This window comes from Arthrobacter sp. NPDC080031, assembly GCF_040702485.1.
Classification (GTDB): domain Bacteria; phylum Actinomycetota; class Actinomycetes; order Actinomycetales; family Micrococcaceae; genus Arthrobacter.
Map to the genome: position 1 here is coordinate 40113 of NZ_JBFBLA010000009.1, position 16348 is coordinate 56460.

General features: G+C 64.7%; 15 protein-coding genes. 6 read left to right on the forward strand and 9 right to left on the reverse strand.

Annotated elements, in window-relative coordinates; translation table 11 throughout:
- Window positions 1–55 precede the first annotated feature (55 nt).
- Together AB0323_RS09245 and AB0323_RS09250 are read left to right on the forward strand one after the other, a co-directional pair.
- Window positions 56–394 (forward strand): YnfA family protein, encoded by a 339-nt coding sequence (locus tag AB0323_RS09245; RefSeq protein WP_366177055.1) that lies wholly within the window; start codon window positions 56–58, stop codon window positions 392–394.
- Window positions 395–557: 163 nt separating this feature from the next.
- Window positions 558–1229 carry a DUF1345 domain-containing protein gene (locus AB0323_RS09250; RefSeq protein ID WP_366177056.1) on the forward strand — a complete coding sequence of 224 codons (672 nt, stop codon included), beginning with the start codon at window positions 558–560 and terminating at the stop codon, window positions 1227–1229.
- An 18-nt stretch (window positions 1230–1247) separates the two neighbouring features.
- Here the strand turns inward: AB0323_RS09250 and AB0323_RS09255 are convergent, their stop codons facing one another.
- The 6 genes from AB0323_RS09255 to AB0323_RS09280 all read right to left on the reverse strand — a co-directional run bounded on the left by AB0323_RS09255 (window position 1248) and on the right by AB0323_RS09280 (window position 8188).
- Entirely contained in the window at window positions 1248–2549 is a 1302-nt protein-coding gene (locus tag AB0323_RS09255) for a M18 family aminopeptidase (protein ID WP_366177057.1), read from the reverse strand.
- Window positions 2550–2600: 51 nt separating this feature from the next.
- Window positions 2601–3296: a response regulator transcription factor gene (locus AB0323_RS09260; RefSeq protein ID WP_366177058.1), complete on the reverse strand. Its 696-nt coding sequence runs from the start codon at window positions 3294–3296 to the stop codon at window positions 2601–2603.
- Window positions 3293–4579 carry a sensor histidine kinase gene (locus tag AB0323_RS09265; RefSeq protein ID WP_366177059.1) on the reverse strand — a complete coding sequence of 429 codons (1287 nt, stop codon included), beginning with the start codon at window positions 4577–4579 and terminating at the stop codon, window positions 3293–3295. The genes AB0323_RS09260 and AB0323_RS09265 overlap by 4 nt, the downstream gene beginning before the upstream one ends.
- 63 nt (window positions 4580–4642) lie before the next feature.
- On the reverse strand, window positions 4643–5530 hold the full coding sequence (locus AB0323_RS09270) for an ABC transporter permease (RefSeq protein ID WP_366177060.1): 888 nt from the start codon (window positions 5528–5530) through the stop codon (window positions 4643–4645).
- Window positions 5527–6525 carry an ATP-binding cassette domain-containing protein gene (locus AB0323_RS09275; RefSeq protein ID WP_366177061.1) on the reverse strand — a complete coding sequence of 333 codons (999 nt, stop codon included), beginning with the start codon at window positions 6523–6525 and terminating at the stop codon, window positions 5527–5529. Before AB0323_RS09275 ends, AB0323_RS09270 begins: the two co-directional genes overlap by 4 nt.
- Before the next feature lie 166 nt (window positions 6526–6691).
- A complete protein-coding gene (locus AB0323_RS09280) occupies window positions 6692–8188 on the reverse strand; it encodes a phosphatase PAP2 family protein (RefSeq protein WP_366177062.1) in 1497 nt (498 codons plus the stop codon).
- Window positions 8189–8346: 158 nt separating this feature from the next.
- Here AB0323_RS09280 and AB0323_RS09285 point away from each other — a divergent pair, with 158 nt between their 5' ends.
- The 4 genes from AB0323_RS09285 to AB0323_RS09300 are packed head-to-tail and all read left to right on the forward strand — an operon-like array spanning window position 8347 to window position 12334.
- Window positions 8347–9885 (forward strand): HlyD family efflux transporter periplasmic adaptor subunit, encoded by a 1539-nt coding sequence (locus AB0323_RS09285; RefSeq protein WP_366177063.1) that lies wholly within the window; start codon window positions 8347–8349, stop codon window positions 9883–9885.
- Window positions 9886–9891: 6 nt separating this feature from the next.
- Window positions 9892–10620, forward strand: a complete 729-nt coding sequence (locus tag AB0323_RS09290; protein ID WP_364538757.1) for an ABC transporter ATP-binding protein — start codon at window positions 9892–9894, stop codon at window positions 10618–10620.
- Entirely contained in the window at window positions 10617–11864 is a 1248-nt protein-coding gene (locus AB0323_RS09295; RefSeq protein ID WP_366177064.1) for an ABC transporter permease, read from the forward strand. The genes AB0323_RS09290 and AB0323_RS09295 overlap by 4 nt, the downstream gene beginning before the upstream one ends.
- Window positions 11865–11920: 56 nt before the next feature.
- Complete coding sequence (locus AB0323_RS09300) at window positions 11921–12334, forward strand: hypothetical protein (RefSeq protein WP_364538753.1); 414 nt, start codon at window positions 11921–11923, stop codon at window positions 12332–12334.
- Between the two features lie 87 nt (window positions 12335–12421).
- Here AB0323_RS09300 and AB0323_RS09305 read toward each other — a convergent pair whose 3' ends face one another.
- The 3 genes from AB0323_RS09305 to AB0323_RS09315 form a co-directional block, all read right to left on the reverse strand.
- A complete protein-coding gene (locus AB0323_RS09305; protein ID WP_366177065.1) occupies window positions 12422–13615 on the reverse strand; it encodes an MFS transporter in 1194 nt (397 codons plus the stop codon).
- Window positions 13612–14382 (reverse strand): DeoR/GlpR family DNA-binding transcription regulator, encoded by a 771-nt coding sequence (locus tag AB0323_RS09310; RefSeq protein ID WP_366177066.1) that lies wholly within the window; start codon window positions 14380–14382, stop codon window positions 13612–13614. The genes AB0323_RS09305 and AB0323_RS09310 overlap by 4 nt, the downstream gene beginning before the upstream one ends.
- A gap of 227 nt (window positions 14383–14609) precedes the next feature.
- A complete protein-coding gene (locus AB0323_RS09315) occupies window positions 14610–16292 on the reverse strand; it encodes an ATP-binding cassette domain-containing protein (RefSeq protein WP_364538747.1) in 1683 nt (560 codons plus the stop codon).
- Window positions 16293–16348: the final 56 nt, after the last annotated feature.

A 16348-nucleotide genomic window follows, 5' to 3' on the forward strand; every position in this document is an offset into this window, starting at 1 on the left:
GAACGGCTTGCCTCGCCTATGTGGATAACTTTGGCGGCTCAGGCAGACTGAACCCATGACCGTCCTCAAATCCGTCGCACTCTTTATCCTCGCGGCCGTCGCCGAGATCGGCGGGGCGTGGCTCGTGTGGCAATCAGTCAGGGAGGCCAAACCGTGGTGGTGGGCGGGCCTCGGTATCGCAGCCTTGGGTATCTACGGTTTCGTCGCAGCGTTCCAGCCTGACGCACACTTCGGCCGTGTCCTCGCAGCATACGGAGGGGTGTTCATCGCCGGATCATTGGCTTGGGGAATGCTCATGGACGGATTCCGCCCGGACCGTTGGGACGTCATCGGCGCCATGATCTGCATCCTGGGCGTCGCCGTCATCATGTTCGCGCCCCGGCCGGGAAGTTGAGCCGCCGGGGCAGTTGAGCCGCCGAAGCCGTCACGCTGCGCAGCTTTCTGGACGGTAAGACGTCGGGATCCCCCGGATTTCCGGGTCGCAGCTCGACGCCGGACGCTAAAAGTCTGCGTGGCGTGACGCCGGGGCGTGCCGGCCCCCGTGCCATGATCTGACTATGAACGCCCCAGCAAAGAACCACCGTCCGAAGTCTGCCCGAGCCAAACGTTCGCAATTGCGGTTTTGGCTCATGATCGTCACAGGCGTCATTGCGGCGGTAGCGACCGGAATATGGGGTCAGTGGATCTACGCGCCCGCCGCGGGCTGGGCGGTGGCCGCGGCGGTGTACAACGTTTTCGTCTGGGCCGTCATCACCCCGATGAAAGCCGATCAGACGAGAAGCCATGCCACGGAAGAAGATCCACGGCGCTCCACCGCCGACCTCCTCATCCTGTGCGCCGCCGTCGGTTCCCTCGCCGCCGTCGTGCTGGTGATGATCGGCGCCAAGGACGCGCACGGATTCGACAAATTCATGCTCGCCCTGCTGGCCCTCGGCGGTACAGCGGCCTCGTGGCTCCTGGTCCACACCCTCTTCACCTTGCGCTATGCCGAGGTGTACTACACGTCCGATCCGCCCCGCGGCATCGAATTCAACCAAAAAGAACCGCCGCAATACACGGATTTCGCCTACATGGCGTTCAGCCTCGGAATGACCTACCAAGTCTCGGACACGTCGATCACCACCAGGGCAATGCGGTCCGCTGCTTTGCGGCACAGCCTGCTCGCCTACGTATTCGGCGTCGGGATCCTGGCCACCACCATCAACCTCGTAGTGAGCCTCGCTTCCTGAGCCGGAGCCGACGCCGAGCTAGATAGCTGTGCGGAAGAACAACTCCGCCACCGTGGCCAGGTGGAGCGGGTCCTCAACGCCGCACAGCTCGCGTGCGGAGTGCATCGACAGAAGGGGAACCCCGACGTCGACCGTCCGGATCCCCAGGCGGGTAGCCGTCAGGGGACCGATGGTAGAGCCGCACGGGACGTCGTTGTTGGAGACGAACTCCTGGTAAGGGACTCCCGCCTCGCCGCAAAGCCGGGCCCAGAATGCCGCGCCGGTGGCATCCGTGGCGTAGCGCTGGTTGGCGTTGATCTTGAGAAGCGGTCCGCCGTTAAGGATGGGCCGGTTGGCGGGATCGTGCCGCTCGGGGTAGTTGGGGTGCACGGCGTGGCCGGCATCCGCGGAGACGCAGAACGACGCCGACAACGCCTGGCGCCGTTCGCTCGCCGTCGCGCCGAATCCGTCGGAGATCCGGGTGAGGATGTCTTCGAGGATGGGTCCGCAGGCACCGGAGCGCGAGGCGGAGCCGATTTCTTCGTGGTCGAAGGCGGCCAGGACCGCGATGGGCCCCCCGGCCGGCGCACCCGCGGCTGCGTGCGCGATGAGTGCCGCAAGCCCGGCGTGGGTCGAGGAGAGGTTGTCGAGACGTCCTGACGCGAAGAACTCGCCCTTGGCGCCGAACTGCTCAGGCGCCTGGGTGTCCGCGACGACGATGTCATAGCCGCCGATCTGCGCGGGATCCACGGAAGCCCCGGCCACGGAGTCCGCCAGGATTGCCAGGACGTCCGCGGAATCGGGATCGCCGAGGCCGAACACCGGGTTCATGTGCTGTTGCTTGTCGAGCGTGAGGCCGTCATTGACGGCCCGGTCCAGGTGGATGGCCAACTGCGGAAAGCGCAGGAGCGGTCCGGTGGCCGTGAGGTGCTGGGTGCCGTCCAGCATCACGAGCCGCCCCGCGAGCCGAAGCTCACGGTCCAGCCAGGAGTTCAACAAAGGGCCGCCGTAGACCTCGACGCCGGCCTGGAGCCAGCCGAACTTTCCCGTCGTCGGCTTGGGCTTGAGTTTGAAGGACGGAGAATCCGTATGGGCTCCAAGGATGTTGAATGCAGTGGTCGGAGTTGCACCTTCGGGCGTCACCCAAGCGATGAGGGCTCCGTCCCGGATCACGTAGAAACTGCCGGCCCCGCCTTCCCATGGCTGAAGTTCATCAAGGGCCGTGAAACCGGCCGCATCGAGGCGGCGCGCGGCCTCGTTGACGGCGTGGAAGCTCGACGGCGATGCGCTCACATACGCGCCAAGGTCCTGGATGTGTTCTGCAGCGGAGTTCGAAGGCATGGCTCCGAGTCTAGCCTCGGCGACGGGCGGCGCGGCCTCGAACCGGCGGTCCTAGTAGTCCGGGTTGCTCGGGATCACGAGTCCTGTTTCGTACGCGTAGACCACCACTTGGACCCTGTCGCGCAAGTGCAGCTTGGTGAGGATCCGCCGCACGTGGGTTTTGACCGTGGCCTCGGACAGAAAGTACTTGTGGGCGATTTCCGCGTTGGACAGCCCTCCCGCGATAGCTTCCAGCATCTCGGTTTCGCGGGGCGTCAATTCTTCGAGCAGCGGATCGCGGGGCTGGGCTATGGCCTGGCCGGGCATGCGACCCCCGCGGACGTAGGTTTCCAGGAGCCGCTGGGTGACCCTCGGAGCCACCACGGCGTCACCGCTGGCCACAAGCCGGACGCCCTGGACCAACTCGGCAGGTGCAACATCCTTGAGCAGGAATGCCGAAGCCCCTGCCTGCAGGCCGGAGAAGGCATATTCATCGAGGTCGAAAGTTGTCAGGATGATGATCCTGGCGTTGGATGCCGAGGCCGTGATCCGCCGTGTGGCTTCGATTCCATCGACGGCGGGCATCCGGACGTCCATGAGCACCACGTCCGGTTCCAATTCCTCGACCCTCTGTACTGCTTCGGCGCCGTCGGAGGCTTCGCCCACTACCTCAAGGTCGTCTTCGCCTTCCAGGATGAGCCGAAACCCCATGCGCAGCAGCGGCTGGTCGTCCACCAGCAGAACCCTGATCGGAGCATTGTCAGTCATGATTTCCCCTTGTCGCCATTCCAGTTCAGCTCCGCATGGACGCGCCACCCGCCGTGTATTCCAGGACCGGCATCCACGGTTCCAGCATAAATTCCCGCACGTTCACGCATTCCCGCGATGCCCTGGCCGGTTCCCAAGGCCGCCTCTTCGGTGCCCGGATCCCGGGAGCCCCGGCCGTCGTCGAGCACTTCAATGGTGACCGAGTCGCCCTCACGCACGATCCTCACATCCACGTGGCTGGAGGAACGCCCGTACCTGAGCACATTGGTCAGGGATTCCTGCACGATCCGGTAGACGGTGAGCTGGAACGCCGGGTCTTCAGGAAGGGCCGGGCCCGTGTGTGAATAGTGCAACGGCAGACCTGCCGTCCGGAATCCATCGAGCAGCTTGCTCAAGTCGTGCCCGGAAACCAACGGCTCCAAAGGCGCCGGGCGGGCTGAGTCGTCGCGCAGCACGCCGAGCACGCGGCGCATGTCGGCCAGCGCGGCCCTGCCGGTGCGGGACAGTTCGCCAAGCACCTCTCCCGCGCGCTCAGGATCCTTCTTGACCACGACGGCGGCGCCGTCCGAGAGGCTGATCATGACAGTGAGGGAGTGGGCCACGACGTCGTGCATCTCCCGGGCGATCCGGTTGCGTTCGGTGACGGAACCCAAGCGGGCCGTGCGTGCTGCCCAGGCCCTGATTTCGCTCTCGTGCTCACGCCGCTGCCGCACCGAAATGCCGATGCCGGTGGCGATCAGGTTGGACAACAAAATGCTGACCGCGGCGGCGATGTTGCTGACGAGGTGGAAATTCTCCGGAACCGCTTCTCCGTTGGATGGGGTCGCCGGGCTGATCCACATGAACAGGTACACGAGGGTCAGCGGCAGGCTCGCCGCGCCAAACACCGTCAACGCGTATCTCCGGGTCCTCGCCACGGCCACGGCGTACAGCGCGAACCACAATCCCGCGGAGACATTCGAACCCCAGGGATTCAACAGCGTCACGGCCACTTCGAGGACCGCAACGGCCGCAGTGACACTCAGCGGATTGCGGCGTCGAAGGAACAGGATGGCTGCAATGGCAACGAGCAAAAATGCGGCGAACCACTTGCCATCCACAATGGAGTTGATGAATGTGGGCAGTGCCAGCAGCGAATAGCAAAGCACCACCACCGAGTCCATGACCCGCGGGTGCTCAAAGAGGTAGCGGCGGATCCTGCCACGGCGGCGCAGCGTGATTTCAGCAAAGGACGCGTCGGCCACGTGGGCCGACGCGTCCTGTGCTGGCAACTCTTCACTCATGGCTTGAGCCTAGTGGCCTTGCCTGGAGTGGGCGTCCCCGGCTTGCGAATCAGAGATCGCGAATCAGACGTCGCGCGTCTTGAGCACAATGAGGGCAGGAACCATGAACAAGATGACGTAGCCAAGGAACACGAGGCCGCCCGCCCATGGATCCAGGATGCCGTCCGCGTGGCCGATCGACAAGAAGCGGCCCCCGGCGTCACTGGGCAGGTACTGCGGGACGTACTTCCAAAAGTCTCCCGGTGCCAAGCTAAGGAACTGCCCGGCGAACGGGAGGACGAACATGATGCCCACCAGGACGGTAATGCCGCCCGCAGAGTTCTTCAGCAGTGTTCCGAGCGAGAGGCCGATCAGCGCAACGCCCGCGACGTACAAGCCGCCGGTGAAGACGCTGTAGAGGACACCATCCGTGCTCCAGCCGAGGTTAAGGCCGAAGTTGGCGAACATGGGCGAAGCCAGGAGGAAGGTCACGATGCCGGCCACAACCGAAAGGACGTAGGACACCACAACCAGGACCACGGCTTTGGCGCCGAAGGTGGAGAGCCGGCCTGGCGCCGCGTTCATGGTTGAGCGGATCATGCCGGTGGCGTACTCGGAAGCAACGAAGAGTACGGCCAGGGAACCTAGGACGAGGATGCCGATGTTGAGTCCGGCGTTCGGCAGGTTGTAAAGATCGAACCCCGATCCGGGCGGGAAGGAGGCAACGGCTTGCTGCACCGTTTCCTTGTGACCCTGCCGGCCGACTTCGACCATCTGGTTGATGAAGTTCCAGCGGACCAGGGCGGACAACAGGCCGATGCCGACGATGGCCACGAAGGTCAGGACCAAGAGGAGCTTGGTGCTCATGAGGGTCCTGAACTTGATGGATTCGGAGTTCAGTATCCGGAGGAAGGTGACGCCACCGGTCCCGGCTGACGGGACCGCAGGTTTCTTGTTGATGGTGGTGCTCATGACTGGATCCCTTCCATGGTGGCAGCGGATGTGGCGCCGACGCCGGCGGGGCTTCCGTCCAGGGGCCCGCCTGGTGCTGCCGGTCCGCCGGTGATGTGCGAGTGGTATTCCACCTCGTCCTTGGTCAGCTGGAAGTAGGCCTCTTCCAGCGACGACGTGAGCGGAGTGAGCTCGTAAACCAGTACCCGGCTGTCGAGGGCCAGCTCGGCGATGCGGAGCGGCTCGACTCCGTACACTTCCAGGGTTTCACGTTCGTTCTGCTCCACCCGGACGCCGTCGCGGGCCAGCAGCTCGGACAATCGCGTTGTCTCCGAGGTCCGGACCAAAGTGCGCTTGCGGGACTGGCTCTCAATCAGCGCATCCACGGTGGTGTCTGCGATGATCCTGCCGCGACCGATCACAATGAGGTGATCCGCGGTCTGGGCCATCTCGGACATGAGGTGGCTGGAAATGAAGATGGTCTTGCCCTGGCTTGCCAGGTAGCGTGCAAGGTTCCTGACCCATTGGACGCCCTCGGGGTCCAGCCCGTTGACCGGTTCGTCGAGGATGAGCGTCTGGGGATCACCGAGCAGCGCGTTGGCAATGCCAAGCCGCTGGCCCATGCCGAGGGAGAACCCTCCGGCCTTCTTCTTGGCAACGGCGGTGAGGCCCGTCATCTCGATGACTTCCTCAACGCGCGAGTTCGGAATCCCGTGGGTTGCGGCCATGGCGCGCAGGTGGTTGTACGCGCTGCGGCTGGTGTGCACTGCCTTGGCATCGAGCAGCGCTCCCACCTCGTGGAGCGGGGCCTTGTGCTGGGAGTAATGCCGGCCGTTGACAATGACGTCTCCTGACGTCGGGCGGTCGAGACCCATGATCATGCGCATGGTGGTGGACTTGCCGGCGCCGTTCGGGCCAAGGAAGCCCGTGACTTTCCCGGGCTGTACGGTGAAGCTGATTCCGTCCACGGCAGTCTTTGCGCCGTAGACCTTCCTCAACCCTGTTGCCTCAATCATGGAAGCGTTCCCTCCGCTTGCTGCAGCTGTGTGGTGACTGTAAGTACAACGCTAGCCACCGGCACGGCGGAATTCGCCGGTCTCAGGGATGATTCAGGGGCCGGTCAGGGTAGTCCCTATGGATGATGCCGGCCGCGGCCATGTCTTCCCGGGGACTGGGAAAGCACTAGGAAAGCGGTGAATACACCCGTAGTGCCCGCCGCTTCACGGTGAACTCCGCGGTCCGCACACCGGGCAACGGCTCGCCGTCGACCGCAATCACGAGTGGTTCACCGATCGCTTCGATACTGCACTCCGCGGCTTCGCTGAGGTGGGTCACTTTGGAGGTACTCACGGTTCCGGTGACGACCGCCCACAGGAGGCGCAGCCGCGCAAAAGGCTCATCGGCCGTGACCATGCGGATGTCCAGGACGCCATCGTCGAGGACGGGACGCGTCAATGGCGCGAGGTCCCGCGGGTAGTAGCGGCCACGGCCCAAGTAGAGGATCCATAACTTGTGGGGGACACCGTTGATCCGGAGGGTGGTAGGCGTTGCTGCGCCGAAGGTGCGCAGGCCTGCGACAAGTCCCGCGAGGGGCTTCCCCAAGGCGGGCTGCAGCCGTTCGCGTCGCCGCACCAAGTTGGGGTAAACGCCGACGCTTGCCGTATTGAGCATGATGAGCTCAGTGGTCTCGTCCTTGCCATCGACGCCGCGGCCCGCGCTCACATGGCCCAGGTCCGTCCATGCTGCTGCTCCCGTTTTGGCGGCTTTGAGGGCCCCTTCGAGGGACCGGGCGTCAACGTCACGTGCGAAATGGTTGAGTGTTCCGCCGGGCAGCACCAGCAAAGGCAGCGAGTGCTCGACGGCGGCCGCCGCTGCGGTGCCGACGGTTCCGTCGCCGCCCCACACGCCCAGAGCCTTCGTCCCGGGCCGGCCTGCCGCGGCCTGGATTTCGGCAGCCACGTCATCGCCATCGGAAATGATCCTTATATACGCCTTGGGGAATATCTCCCGAAGCTCGGTTTCGGTCTCAGGCGAGTAGGAACCGCCAAGGGCGTTGACCGCAATGCTCAGCCCCTCGCCGTCGCCGACAGCGGGCGCGTCGGCCGGTGAACGGTCCGTGGCAGGAACGGGAGGCCGGGCCGGCCACCATTTTCGGGTCAGGAGGGCCGCTCCGGCGCCGATCGCCGAGCCGAGAACCACATCGGAGGGCCAGTGGGCGCCTGTATGAACCCGGGAATATGCCACACCCGCCGCAACAGGGGCCAGAACTGCACCAAGGCGGGGATTCACCAGTGCGACGCCAAGCGTGAATGCCGCGGCAGAGGCCGAATGGCCGGAAGGCATCGAGGAGCTTGTGGGCTGCGGGTTGACAAAACGGAAGACCGGAAGATGCTCGGGCAGCGGCCGCGCCCGCGGAAGCAGCGTCTTGAAGCCGAGGTTGGTGACGGCCGACGCAACACCAAGGGCCAGGAGTCCGTGGATCGCTGCGTTGCGGGGCTTGCCCGGAAATGCCGCGCAGACGCCAGCGACGGCAAACCAGAGCTTGCCCTTGGTAGCGGCCTCCGAGAGGTTCTTCAAAACGGTGTCGTGCTGGCCCGCAGGCCACCGCGAGACCGCCCGGACCGCTGCCCGATCGAGTCGCGCTATCTGTCCTGGCCCCCATCGCAGCATCCTTCGCATCCCACCAGACTATCGGCGGGCTGGTTAGGATGTGGGATAGTGAGGGTCCTTCTTCCCCGCAAGCGCGTCGCAAGCGGCACGGAGAGCAGAACGTCACATAGGGTAAACCATCAGGTAGCACTCGGCATCCTCCAAGACAGCGACCATAGTCTTCGGGCATGCTCTCAAAGCCTCAACTCATCAACAGCGGCATCGGGGTGGCCGTCATCGGCATTGCCGCCGGCGCCTTCTTCGTACTGAACGGTGTGCCGCAAACGGCCGCCGACACCACCGCCCGCACCGTCGCGGTCAGCGCTGTGGACCTCTCCGCCGTCTCCACGGCGAGCGGAAACGTCTCGCCCGCAAGTACCACGGTCATCAACGCCCAGAACTGCACCGGGCCTATCGCCACGGTCTCCGCCGTGACCGGTCAGCAGGTCACGGCCGGGCAGGTGCTGGTCACCATTGATCCGACCAACGCCCAGAACGCCCTGGCGGTTGCCCAGGCCCAGCTGGATTCCGCCGCGGCGCAGGCAAACCAACAGCAGGCCTCAGCCAACAACCAGGTAGCTTCGGCGAGCCAGAGCCTGGCCAACGCCCAGCAAACGGCGAACCTGGACGCGAGCCAGCAAGCCAGCGCCGTGGCCGCCGCCCAGACAGCCGTGAACAATGACAATGCGACTGTCGCTGCGGCCCAGACCGCTGCCAGTGCCCAGCCCAACAGCCAGCCCGCGCAGAACGCGCTTAGTGCGGCGCAGGCCCAGCTGGCGAAGGACAACCAAGCACTGACCCAGGCAGCCAACCAACAAGCCAGCTCGGCCCTCAAGGACAAAGAGCAGATCGCCTCGGCCGCGACGGCCCTCAATTCGGCCCAGAGCGGCGGAGGCGCCACGTCCAACACCACGTCTGCCCAGATAGCAGTCGACACTGCAACCAAGAACCTCGCGTCCTGCTCACTCGCGGCCCCGGTTTCAGGAACTGTCACCGCCGTGAACGCTGTGGTCGGAGGCAACGCCGGAAGCAGTTCCGGCTCGTCCGGGTCTTCCGGATCCGGCTCTTCCGGAGCTTCCGGCTCCTCGAGCAGCACTTCCGCGAGCGCCGCGAGCACATCGTCCTCGGGACTGATCACCATCAGCGACACCGCGCACCTGCAGGTCATCGCCAACTTCGCCGAATCCGACATTGCCGCCATGAAGACCGGCGACTCGGCCACCTTCACCTTCCCGGCACTCAAGACCGACCCCTCCGCGGCACCGGTCACCGGTACCATCACGGCAATCGCCCAGAACGCCACAACCACCAACAACGTGGTCAGCTACCCCGTGACGATCTCCATCAAGAACCCCCCGGCTAACCTCCGGCTCGGCCAGAGCGCAAACATCTCCGTGACCACGGCGACCGCCAAGAACGCCTTGGCAGTGCCATCGCTGGCCATCACCACCACGGGAACCAAGCAGACCGTCAACGTGATGAAGAACGGGACCACGACGGCGGTGACCGTCACCACCGGGATCACGGACAACGGCCGCACCCAGGTGCTCACCGGACTCAGCGCAGGCGATCAGGTTGAACTCCCGGCCATCTCCTCCACCCTGGACACCACCGGCACTACCGGTCGAACCGGGGCGGGCGGATTCGGCGGAACGGGTGGATTCGGTGGCACAGGCGGCGCCGGAGTTACCGGCGGCAACGGTGGCACACGTGGAAACGGCGGGTAAGCAGCCGTGAACGACGCTGTCATCCAACTGGACTCCGTGAGCAAAATCTATGGCAAAGGCGAGGCCGAAGTACGGGCACTTGATTCCGTCAGCATCTCCATTGATCGAGGCGACTTCGTGGCCATCATCGGCGCGTCGGGCTCCGGAAAGTCCACCATGATGAACATCATCGGTTGCCTCGACGGCGCCACCCAGGGGACTTATCACCTGGACGGCATCGATACCGGGACACTGGACGAGTTCCAGCTCGCGCAGATCCGTAACCGGAAGATCGGCTTCGTCTTCCAGAACTTCAATCTGATACCGCGCACGCGGGCCGTGGACAACGTCTCCATGCCGCTCGCGTACGCGAAAGTGCATCGCAAGGAACGGCGCGAGCGGGCCTTGGAAGTGCTCGGTTCGGTGGGGTTGGCGGAACGGGCCGACCACAAGCCTTCACAGCTCTCCGGTGGACAGCAACAGCGTGTTGCCATCGCCCGGGCGCTCGTGACCAACCCGGTGCTGCTGTTGGCCGACGAGCCTACGGGAGCCTTGGACACCAAGTCTTCGCACGAAATCCTGGATCTCTTTGAGTCCTTGCACGCCAACGGCCGGACCATCGTGATGATCACCCACGAGGCGGACGTCGCGGCGCGGGCCAACCGTGTTGTGCGATTCCAGGACGGGCACATCATTGAGGACCACAGGATCCGCGCCGTTAATGCGCATCCTGTAGCGACGGCGGTGCCGGCATGATGATCGCCGAATCCGTCCGCTTCGCCCTGACCGGGGTGATGGCCAACAAGATGCGCTCCATCCTCACCACCCTGGGCATCTTGATCGGCATCGCCTCCGTCATCGTCCTGCTGGCCGTGGGCGCCGGAACCTCGAACGCCATCAAGGCCCAGATCGGCAAGCTGGGAACCAACGTGCTGACCGTGAGCCGCCAGACGACGGCGGGCGGCCGCGCAGCAGGCGGCGGACAAGCCGTCACCGGTCCGCGGTCCCGTGGCACCAACCTCACGCTCCAGGACATGGCCGCGCTGACGGATCCCGTCATGGCACCCGACGTCGCCGCGACGGCGCCGGTGGTCACGGCACAGAACGTCACGGGTACTTACCAGGACGCAACCCACGCGGTCGCAACGTTCGTGGGGACCACGCCGTCGTACTTTTCCATTTCGAACGACACGCTCGCGGCGGGGTCCTACTTCAGCGACGGTGACGCCAGCAACGGCACCGCAGTGGCCGTGATCGGCAATACCGTTGCGCAGGACCTGGTGGGAAGCTCGGTGGCCTCGGCCGTGGGGCAGACGATCGCCCTCAACGGCCAGAACTTCGTGGTCTCCGGCGTCCTCGCCCAAAAGGGGTCCTCGGGCCTCAACGATCCGGACGACATTGTGGTGATCCCCTACAGTGCGGCCCAGGACAAGTTCACCGGATACTCGCCGTCGCTCGCCTCCACCACTGTTCAGGCGAAGTCAGCGGACGTGATGAACCAGGCCCAGAACGAGGTTCAGATGATCCTCGATGCCAGGCACAACGTCACCTCCGCCAACCGTGACTATCAAGTGCGAAACCAGGCTCAGATCCTCACGACAGCCACCACAACCACGGCCACACTGACCATCCTGTTGGGTGCCGTGGCCGGCATTTCGCTTCTGGTGGGCGGAATCGGCGTCATGAACATCATGCTCGTCACCGTCACCGAACGTACCCGCGAAATCGGTATCCGCAAGGCAATCGGAGCCTCGCGGGGCAGCATCGTGAGCCAGTTCCTGATCGAATCGCTCATCATTTCGCTGATCGGCGGGGTGCTGGGAATTGCCGCGGGCTACATCGGCAGCGCCTTCCCCCTGCTGGGAACGCAACCCGAAGTCCAGTGGTGGACCGTGTGGCTGTCGTTCATGGTGTCCGCGGCGATCGGCCTGGTTTTCGGAATCTACCCGGCCAACAAGGCGGCGAAGCTACGACCGATCGACGCCCTTCGGTACGAATAGCCGCCCACAGTTCCACCTCCAGCAACTAAAAGAAACAGCCAACAGGAGATCCAAAAATGTCCTATTCAGCACCGGAGCCCGGTCCCGTAAACCCGCCGGAGCCCCAGCAGCCCTACACCCAACAGCCCCACGCCGGGCAGCCGACCGCGGTCCTGCAGGCAACCGGCCAGGAACCCACTGGACAGGGTTGGGGCCAACCCCAGACGCCGGAGCCGTTTGTGCCCAAAAAGCGCTTCAAGATGGGTCGCCTGACGCAGATCCTCCTTGCCGTGCTGCTGGTTGCCGTCGGTTTCTTTGCCGGCGTCGGCGTCACCAAGGCAATGGACGCGGGCCAGGCCCGTCCCGGCCGCGGCCAGTTCCAGAACTTCAACGGCCAGGGCGGCCAAGGCCGCAACCGGCAGAGCGGCGCTCCCACCAACGGGGCATCGCCGAGCGCTGTCCCTTCGGCACCCGCCACCTCAGCGCCGTAACCACCCAAGCGCTCCGCAGCGACGTAACCACCCAACTGACTCGCAGTTGTTGTCGTTTTGACGCCTCATAACGACAACAACTGCGGGTCAGTTGCTTTTCGCCAAGGGTTTCGCGGCGCCTGCCAGCCACAGGGCAATCAGGATCGGCGCCCCGATGGCAAGCAGGGCCATGCGGATGCCGGTGTGGTCGCCCAGGTATCCCAGAAGCGGCGGCCCGGCCAGAAACGCCACATAACCGATTGTCGATACCACCGAGACGCGTGCGGCTGCGTGTCTTGGATCGTCGGCAGCAGCGGACATGCCCATGGGGAAGGCCAAGGCTGCGCCGATACCCCAAAGGGCCGCGCCCACCCCGGCGAGGATGAGGTCGGCGGCGAAAACGAAGAGAGCCAAGCCCACTGCTGCGGCGGCCATGCTGACCCGGAGCACGGCTACACGTCCGAACCTGTCGATCGCGCGGCCGCCAAGGAAACGCATCAGGGTCATCGCGGCCACGAAGAGCGCAAACAATAGAGCGCCCGTCGATTCGGATGTATTCAGGCCATCCACCGAGGCCTTGGCGATCCAGTCGTTCCCGGCGCCTTCCGTGAGGGTCGCTCCGAGCACCACCACGCCGATCAAGAGGGTGCGGGAGTCCCGCCAGGCCGACAGACCCTTGGCAGGGGGCGCGCCGCCGTCGGGCATTGTTCCCGTGGTTTCGTGGGGCATGAAGTAACGCGGCGCGGTCAGGGTCAGAACTACGACGACGGCGGCGATCACCAAAAGATGCTCCGGAAGTCCAACCCCGATCTCGGAAAGCCACGCACCAATCAGCGCGCCCACAAAGGCGCCACCGCTAAAGGCGGCGTGGAACTGCGGCATGATGGTTCGCCCGAGCCGGTGTTCGACGTCGGCCCCCTCAATGTTCTGGGACACGTCCCACAAGCCGATCCCGACGCCGAAGAAAAACAGCGCCAGCGCGGTGGCGGCCACGGATCCAGTCATCAAGGAGAACGCGATAGCCGCTCCGGCTGAGGCGGCCAGCAGTCCGGCGGCGCGTACGGTATTGGCCGTTCCGATCCTGCCGACAATCCATCCCGTGGAAGGCAGCGCAACAAGGGACCCGACGGCGGTGCACAGCAGGAGGGTGCCCATCTGCCCGGAGGTCAGGTGCAGGGCCTGGGTGACGGCGGGTATGCGGGCCGCCCAGCTGGCGAAAACCAGGCCGTTCATGCCGAAGACCAGGAAAGTGGCGATTGCCGCGGCTTTGACGTTCGGGGCGGTTCGGGTGCTGGTGGTCATACGATCACAACTTCCACGGAGAGATTTTCAAGTAGGGTGCGTTCTTCGGTGCTTGGCTTCCGGTCCGTCACAATGACATCTACCGCGTCCATGGCTGCAACCAAGGCCACGGCCTGTGCATTCCATTTACTTCCCGTGCAGGCCACGATCACCCGGCCGGCCGATTCCAGCCCTGCCCGCTTAATCGCGGCGTCCTCGAGGTCGTGTGCCAGTAGGCCGTCTTTGAGGTTGATGGCACACGGTGTGACGATGGCGGCGTCAAAGCGAAGGGAACGGATATTTGCCTCTGCCATCGGTCCCCGGAATGACTGCTCGCCGGGAACGAGGCTGCCGCCGGGCAACAAGAGACTTGGACGTCGCGCCGAAGGAAGGTCCACGGCCAGGAACTCCACGGCACGAAGGGACATAGGCATGACGGTCAATTCCCGCGGCGCCAGCCGGCGAGCGATCTCAGTTGCTGTGGATCCGCTGTCCAGCCACACGTGATCGCGGTCGCGAAGTAGCCGTTGGACCCCGACGGCGATTCTCTCCTTGGCGTCCCGGTCCTCGAGTTCGCGCTGCCCGTAGCCGGGGTTGTCGCCGCGATCCACCAGGCTGCGGGCCCCGCCATGCACCCGGCGAAGGACGCCGTGGGAGGCGAGGATCTCCAGATCGCGCCGAATAGTGGCCCCCGATGCTCCGCATGCGGCAACGAGTTCGTCAACCGTTACCTCTTCGCGCTTGCGCAGCAGCTCGCCAATGAGCCGGTGGCGGTCAAGAGTCTTCATGCTCATATGCTATCCAGAAATGATCATCTAATCATCCTTTGTGAGCATATGGGCGCCTGGCGCGGGAACTTGTGCGCAGAAATCGCCCTGTGTGCCGAACGGCTCAAACGCTCGCTCACTTTTGAGGCGTTTCAGATAAACGCTCGCTCACCAAAGGTGAGCGAGCTTCGGGGCTTGGAGCCGGCTGGGCGCTTGGAGCCGGCGGCGCCGGGGGAGTCCGGCGGAAGCTAGCGCGCCCGCTCTACCCGGGATTCGTCCCAAACCGGCTCGGCGGACTCGTAGACTTTGCCGTCGGATCCGAAGACGAGGAAACGGTCGAAGGATTTGGCGAACCAGCGATCGTGCGTAACGGCCAGGACGGTGCCTTCGAATGCGTCGATGGCACGCTCCAAGGCTTCACCCGAGTGCAGGTCCAGGTTGTCCGTGGGTTCGTCCAGGAGCAGGAGCGTTGCGCCGGACAGCTGGAGGAGCAGGATCTGGAAGCGCGCCTGCTGCCCGCCGGAGAGCGACTCGTACTTCTGCTCGGCCGAGCCCACCAGCCCGTAGGAGTCGAGCGCGCCGGAGGCGGCTTCGCGGCCCAACCCGGAACGGTGTTCGTCACCCCGGTGCAGGATGTCCAGGAGTGTCCGGCCCAGGAGGTCCGGACGGGAATGGGTCTGCGCGAAGAATCCCGGACGGATCCTCGCACCCAGCTTGACGGTTCCTTCGTGCGGAACTTCGGCGATCTCGACGTCGGAAACGGGCAAATGCTCCCGCTCCGGGTCGGTGCCGCCGGCGGCCAGGAGCCGCAGGAAGTGGCTCTTGCCCGAGCCGTTGGAACCGAGCACGCCCACGCGGTCGCCGAACCAGATCTCCGTGGAGAACGGCTTCATGAGGCCCGTGAGTTCAAGTTTTTCAGCCACCACGGCGCGTTTGGCCGTGCGGCCTCCCTTGAGGCGCATGTGCACGTTCTGCTCAAGCGGCAGGGCTTCGGGCGGTCCGGCCTCCAGGAACTTGGCGAGCCGCGTCTGGGCGGCCTGGTACTTGTTGGCCATGTCCGAACGGAATGCGGCTTTGGTCTTGTACATGATGACGAGTTCCTTGAGCTTCAGGTGCTCCTCGTCCCAGCGCTTGCGGAGTTCCTCGAAACGCGCGTTGCGGTCGATACGCGCGTCCACATAGGTGCCGAAACCGCCGCCGTGCACCCAGGCGCCGGCGCCGTTGATGCCGGGTTCAAGCGTCACAATGCGGCCAGCGGCGTTGTTGAGCAGCTCGCGGTCGTGGCTGATGAAGAAGACCGTCTTCTTGGATTCGTTGAGCTTGCTTTCGAGCCAACGCTTGCCAGGAACATCGAGGTAGTTGTCCGGTTCGTCGAGGAGCAGCAGCTGGTCCGGTCCCGAAAACAGCGCCTCAAGCACCAGCCGCTTCTGCTCGCCGCCTGAAAGGCTCGACGCCGGGCGGTGCTGCGCGCGGTCAAAGGGGATGCCGAGTGCTGCCATGCAGACCTCGTCCCAGACGGTCTCGACGTCGTACCCTCCGGCGTCTCCCCAGTCCACGATCGCTTGGGCGTACCGCATCTGGGTGGGCTCGTCATCGTGCTCCATCATGGCGAGCTCGGCGTCCTCGACCGCCTTCGCGGCCGCGGCGAGGGCCGGCGGCGCAGCGGAAACGAGCAGGTCGCGCACGGTGGATTCATCGCGGACCTGTCCGACGAACTGCCGCATGATGCCCATGGTTCCGGAACGGCCCACCACTCCTTCGTCAGGAGTGAGATCGCCGGCGATGATCTTGAACAGGGTGGTCTTTCCCGTTCCGTTGGGCCCGATCAGGGCCGTTTTGCTGCCGTCCGGGACCTTGAAGGTCACACCGTTGAGCAGCTGGGTGCCGTCGGAGAGGAAGTAGTCGATGCCTGAAACGTCAATATGGGCCACTGCCCAATCTTCCCACGGACCGCGGGGGACTCCTTAGTCGCCGCCCTTCCGGTAGG

Coding starts and splice junctions, on each gene's coding strand:
- AB0323_RS09245 (WP_366177055.1), top strand. CDS start 56: ATGACCGTCCTCAAATCCGTCGCACTCTTTATCCTCGCGGCCGTCGCC.
- AB0323_RS09250 (WP_366177056.1), top strand. CDS start 558: ATGAACGCCCCAGCAAAGAACCACCGTCCGAAGTCTGCCCGAGCCAAA.
- AB0323_RS09255 (WP_366177057.1), bottom strand. CDS start 2,549: ATGCCTTCGAACTCCGCTGCAGAACACATCCAGGACCTTGGCGCGTAT.
- AB0323_RS09260 (WP_366177058.1), bottom strand. CDS start 3,296: ATGACTGACAATGCTCCGATCAGGGTTCTGCTGGTGGACGACCAGCCG.
- AB0323_RS09265 (WP_366177059.1), bottom strand. CDS start 4,579: ATGAGTGAAGAGTTGCCAGCACAGGACGCGTCGGCCCACGTGGCCGAC.
- AB0323_RS09270 (WP_366177060.1), bottom strand. CDS start 5,530: ATGAGCACCACCATCAACAAGAAACCTGCGGTCCCGTCAGCCGGGACC.
- AB0323_RS09275 (WP_366177061.1), bottom strand. CDS start 6,525: ATGATTGAGGCAACAGGGTTGAGGAAGGTCTACGGCGCAAAGACTGCC.
- AB0323_RS09280 (WP_366177062.1), bottom strand. CDS start 8,188: ATGCGAAGGATGCTGCGATGGGGGCCAGGACAGATAGCGCGACTCGAT.
- AB0323_RS09285 (WP_366177063.1), top strand. CDS start 8,347: ATGCTCTCAAAGCCTCAACTCATCAACAGCGGCATCGGGGTGGCCGTC.
- AB0323_RS09295 (WP_366177064.1), top strand. CDS start 10,617: ATGATGATCGCCGAATCCGTCCGCTTCGCCCTGACCGGGGTGATGGCC.
- AB0323_RS09300 (WP_364538753.1), top strand. CDS start 11,921: ATGTCCTATTCAGCACCGGAGCCCGGTCCCGTAAACCCGCCGGAGCCC.
- AB0323_RS09305 (WP_366177065.1), bottom strand. CDS start 13,615: ATGACCACCAGCACCCGAACCGCCCCGAACGTCAAAGCCGCGGCAATC.
- AB0323_RS09310 (WP_366177066.1), bottom strand. CDS start 14,382: ATGAAGACTCTTGACCGCCACCGGCTCATTGGCGAGCTGCTGCGCAAG.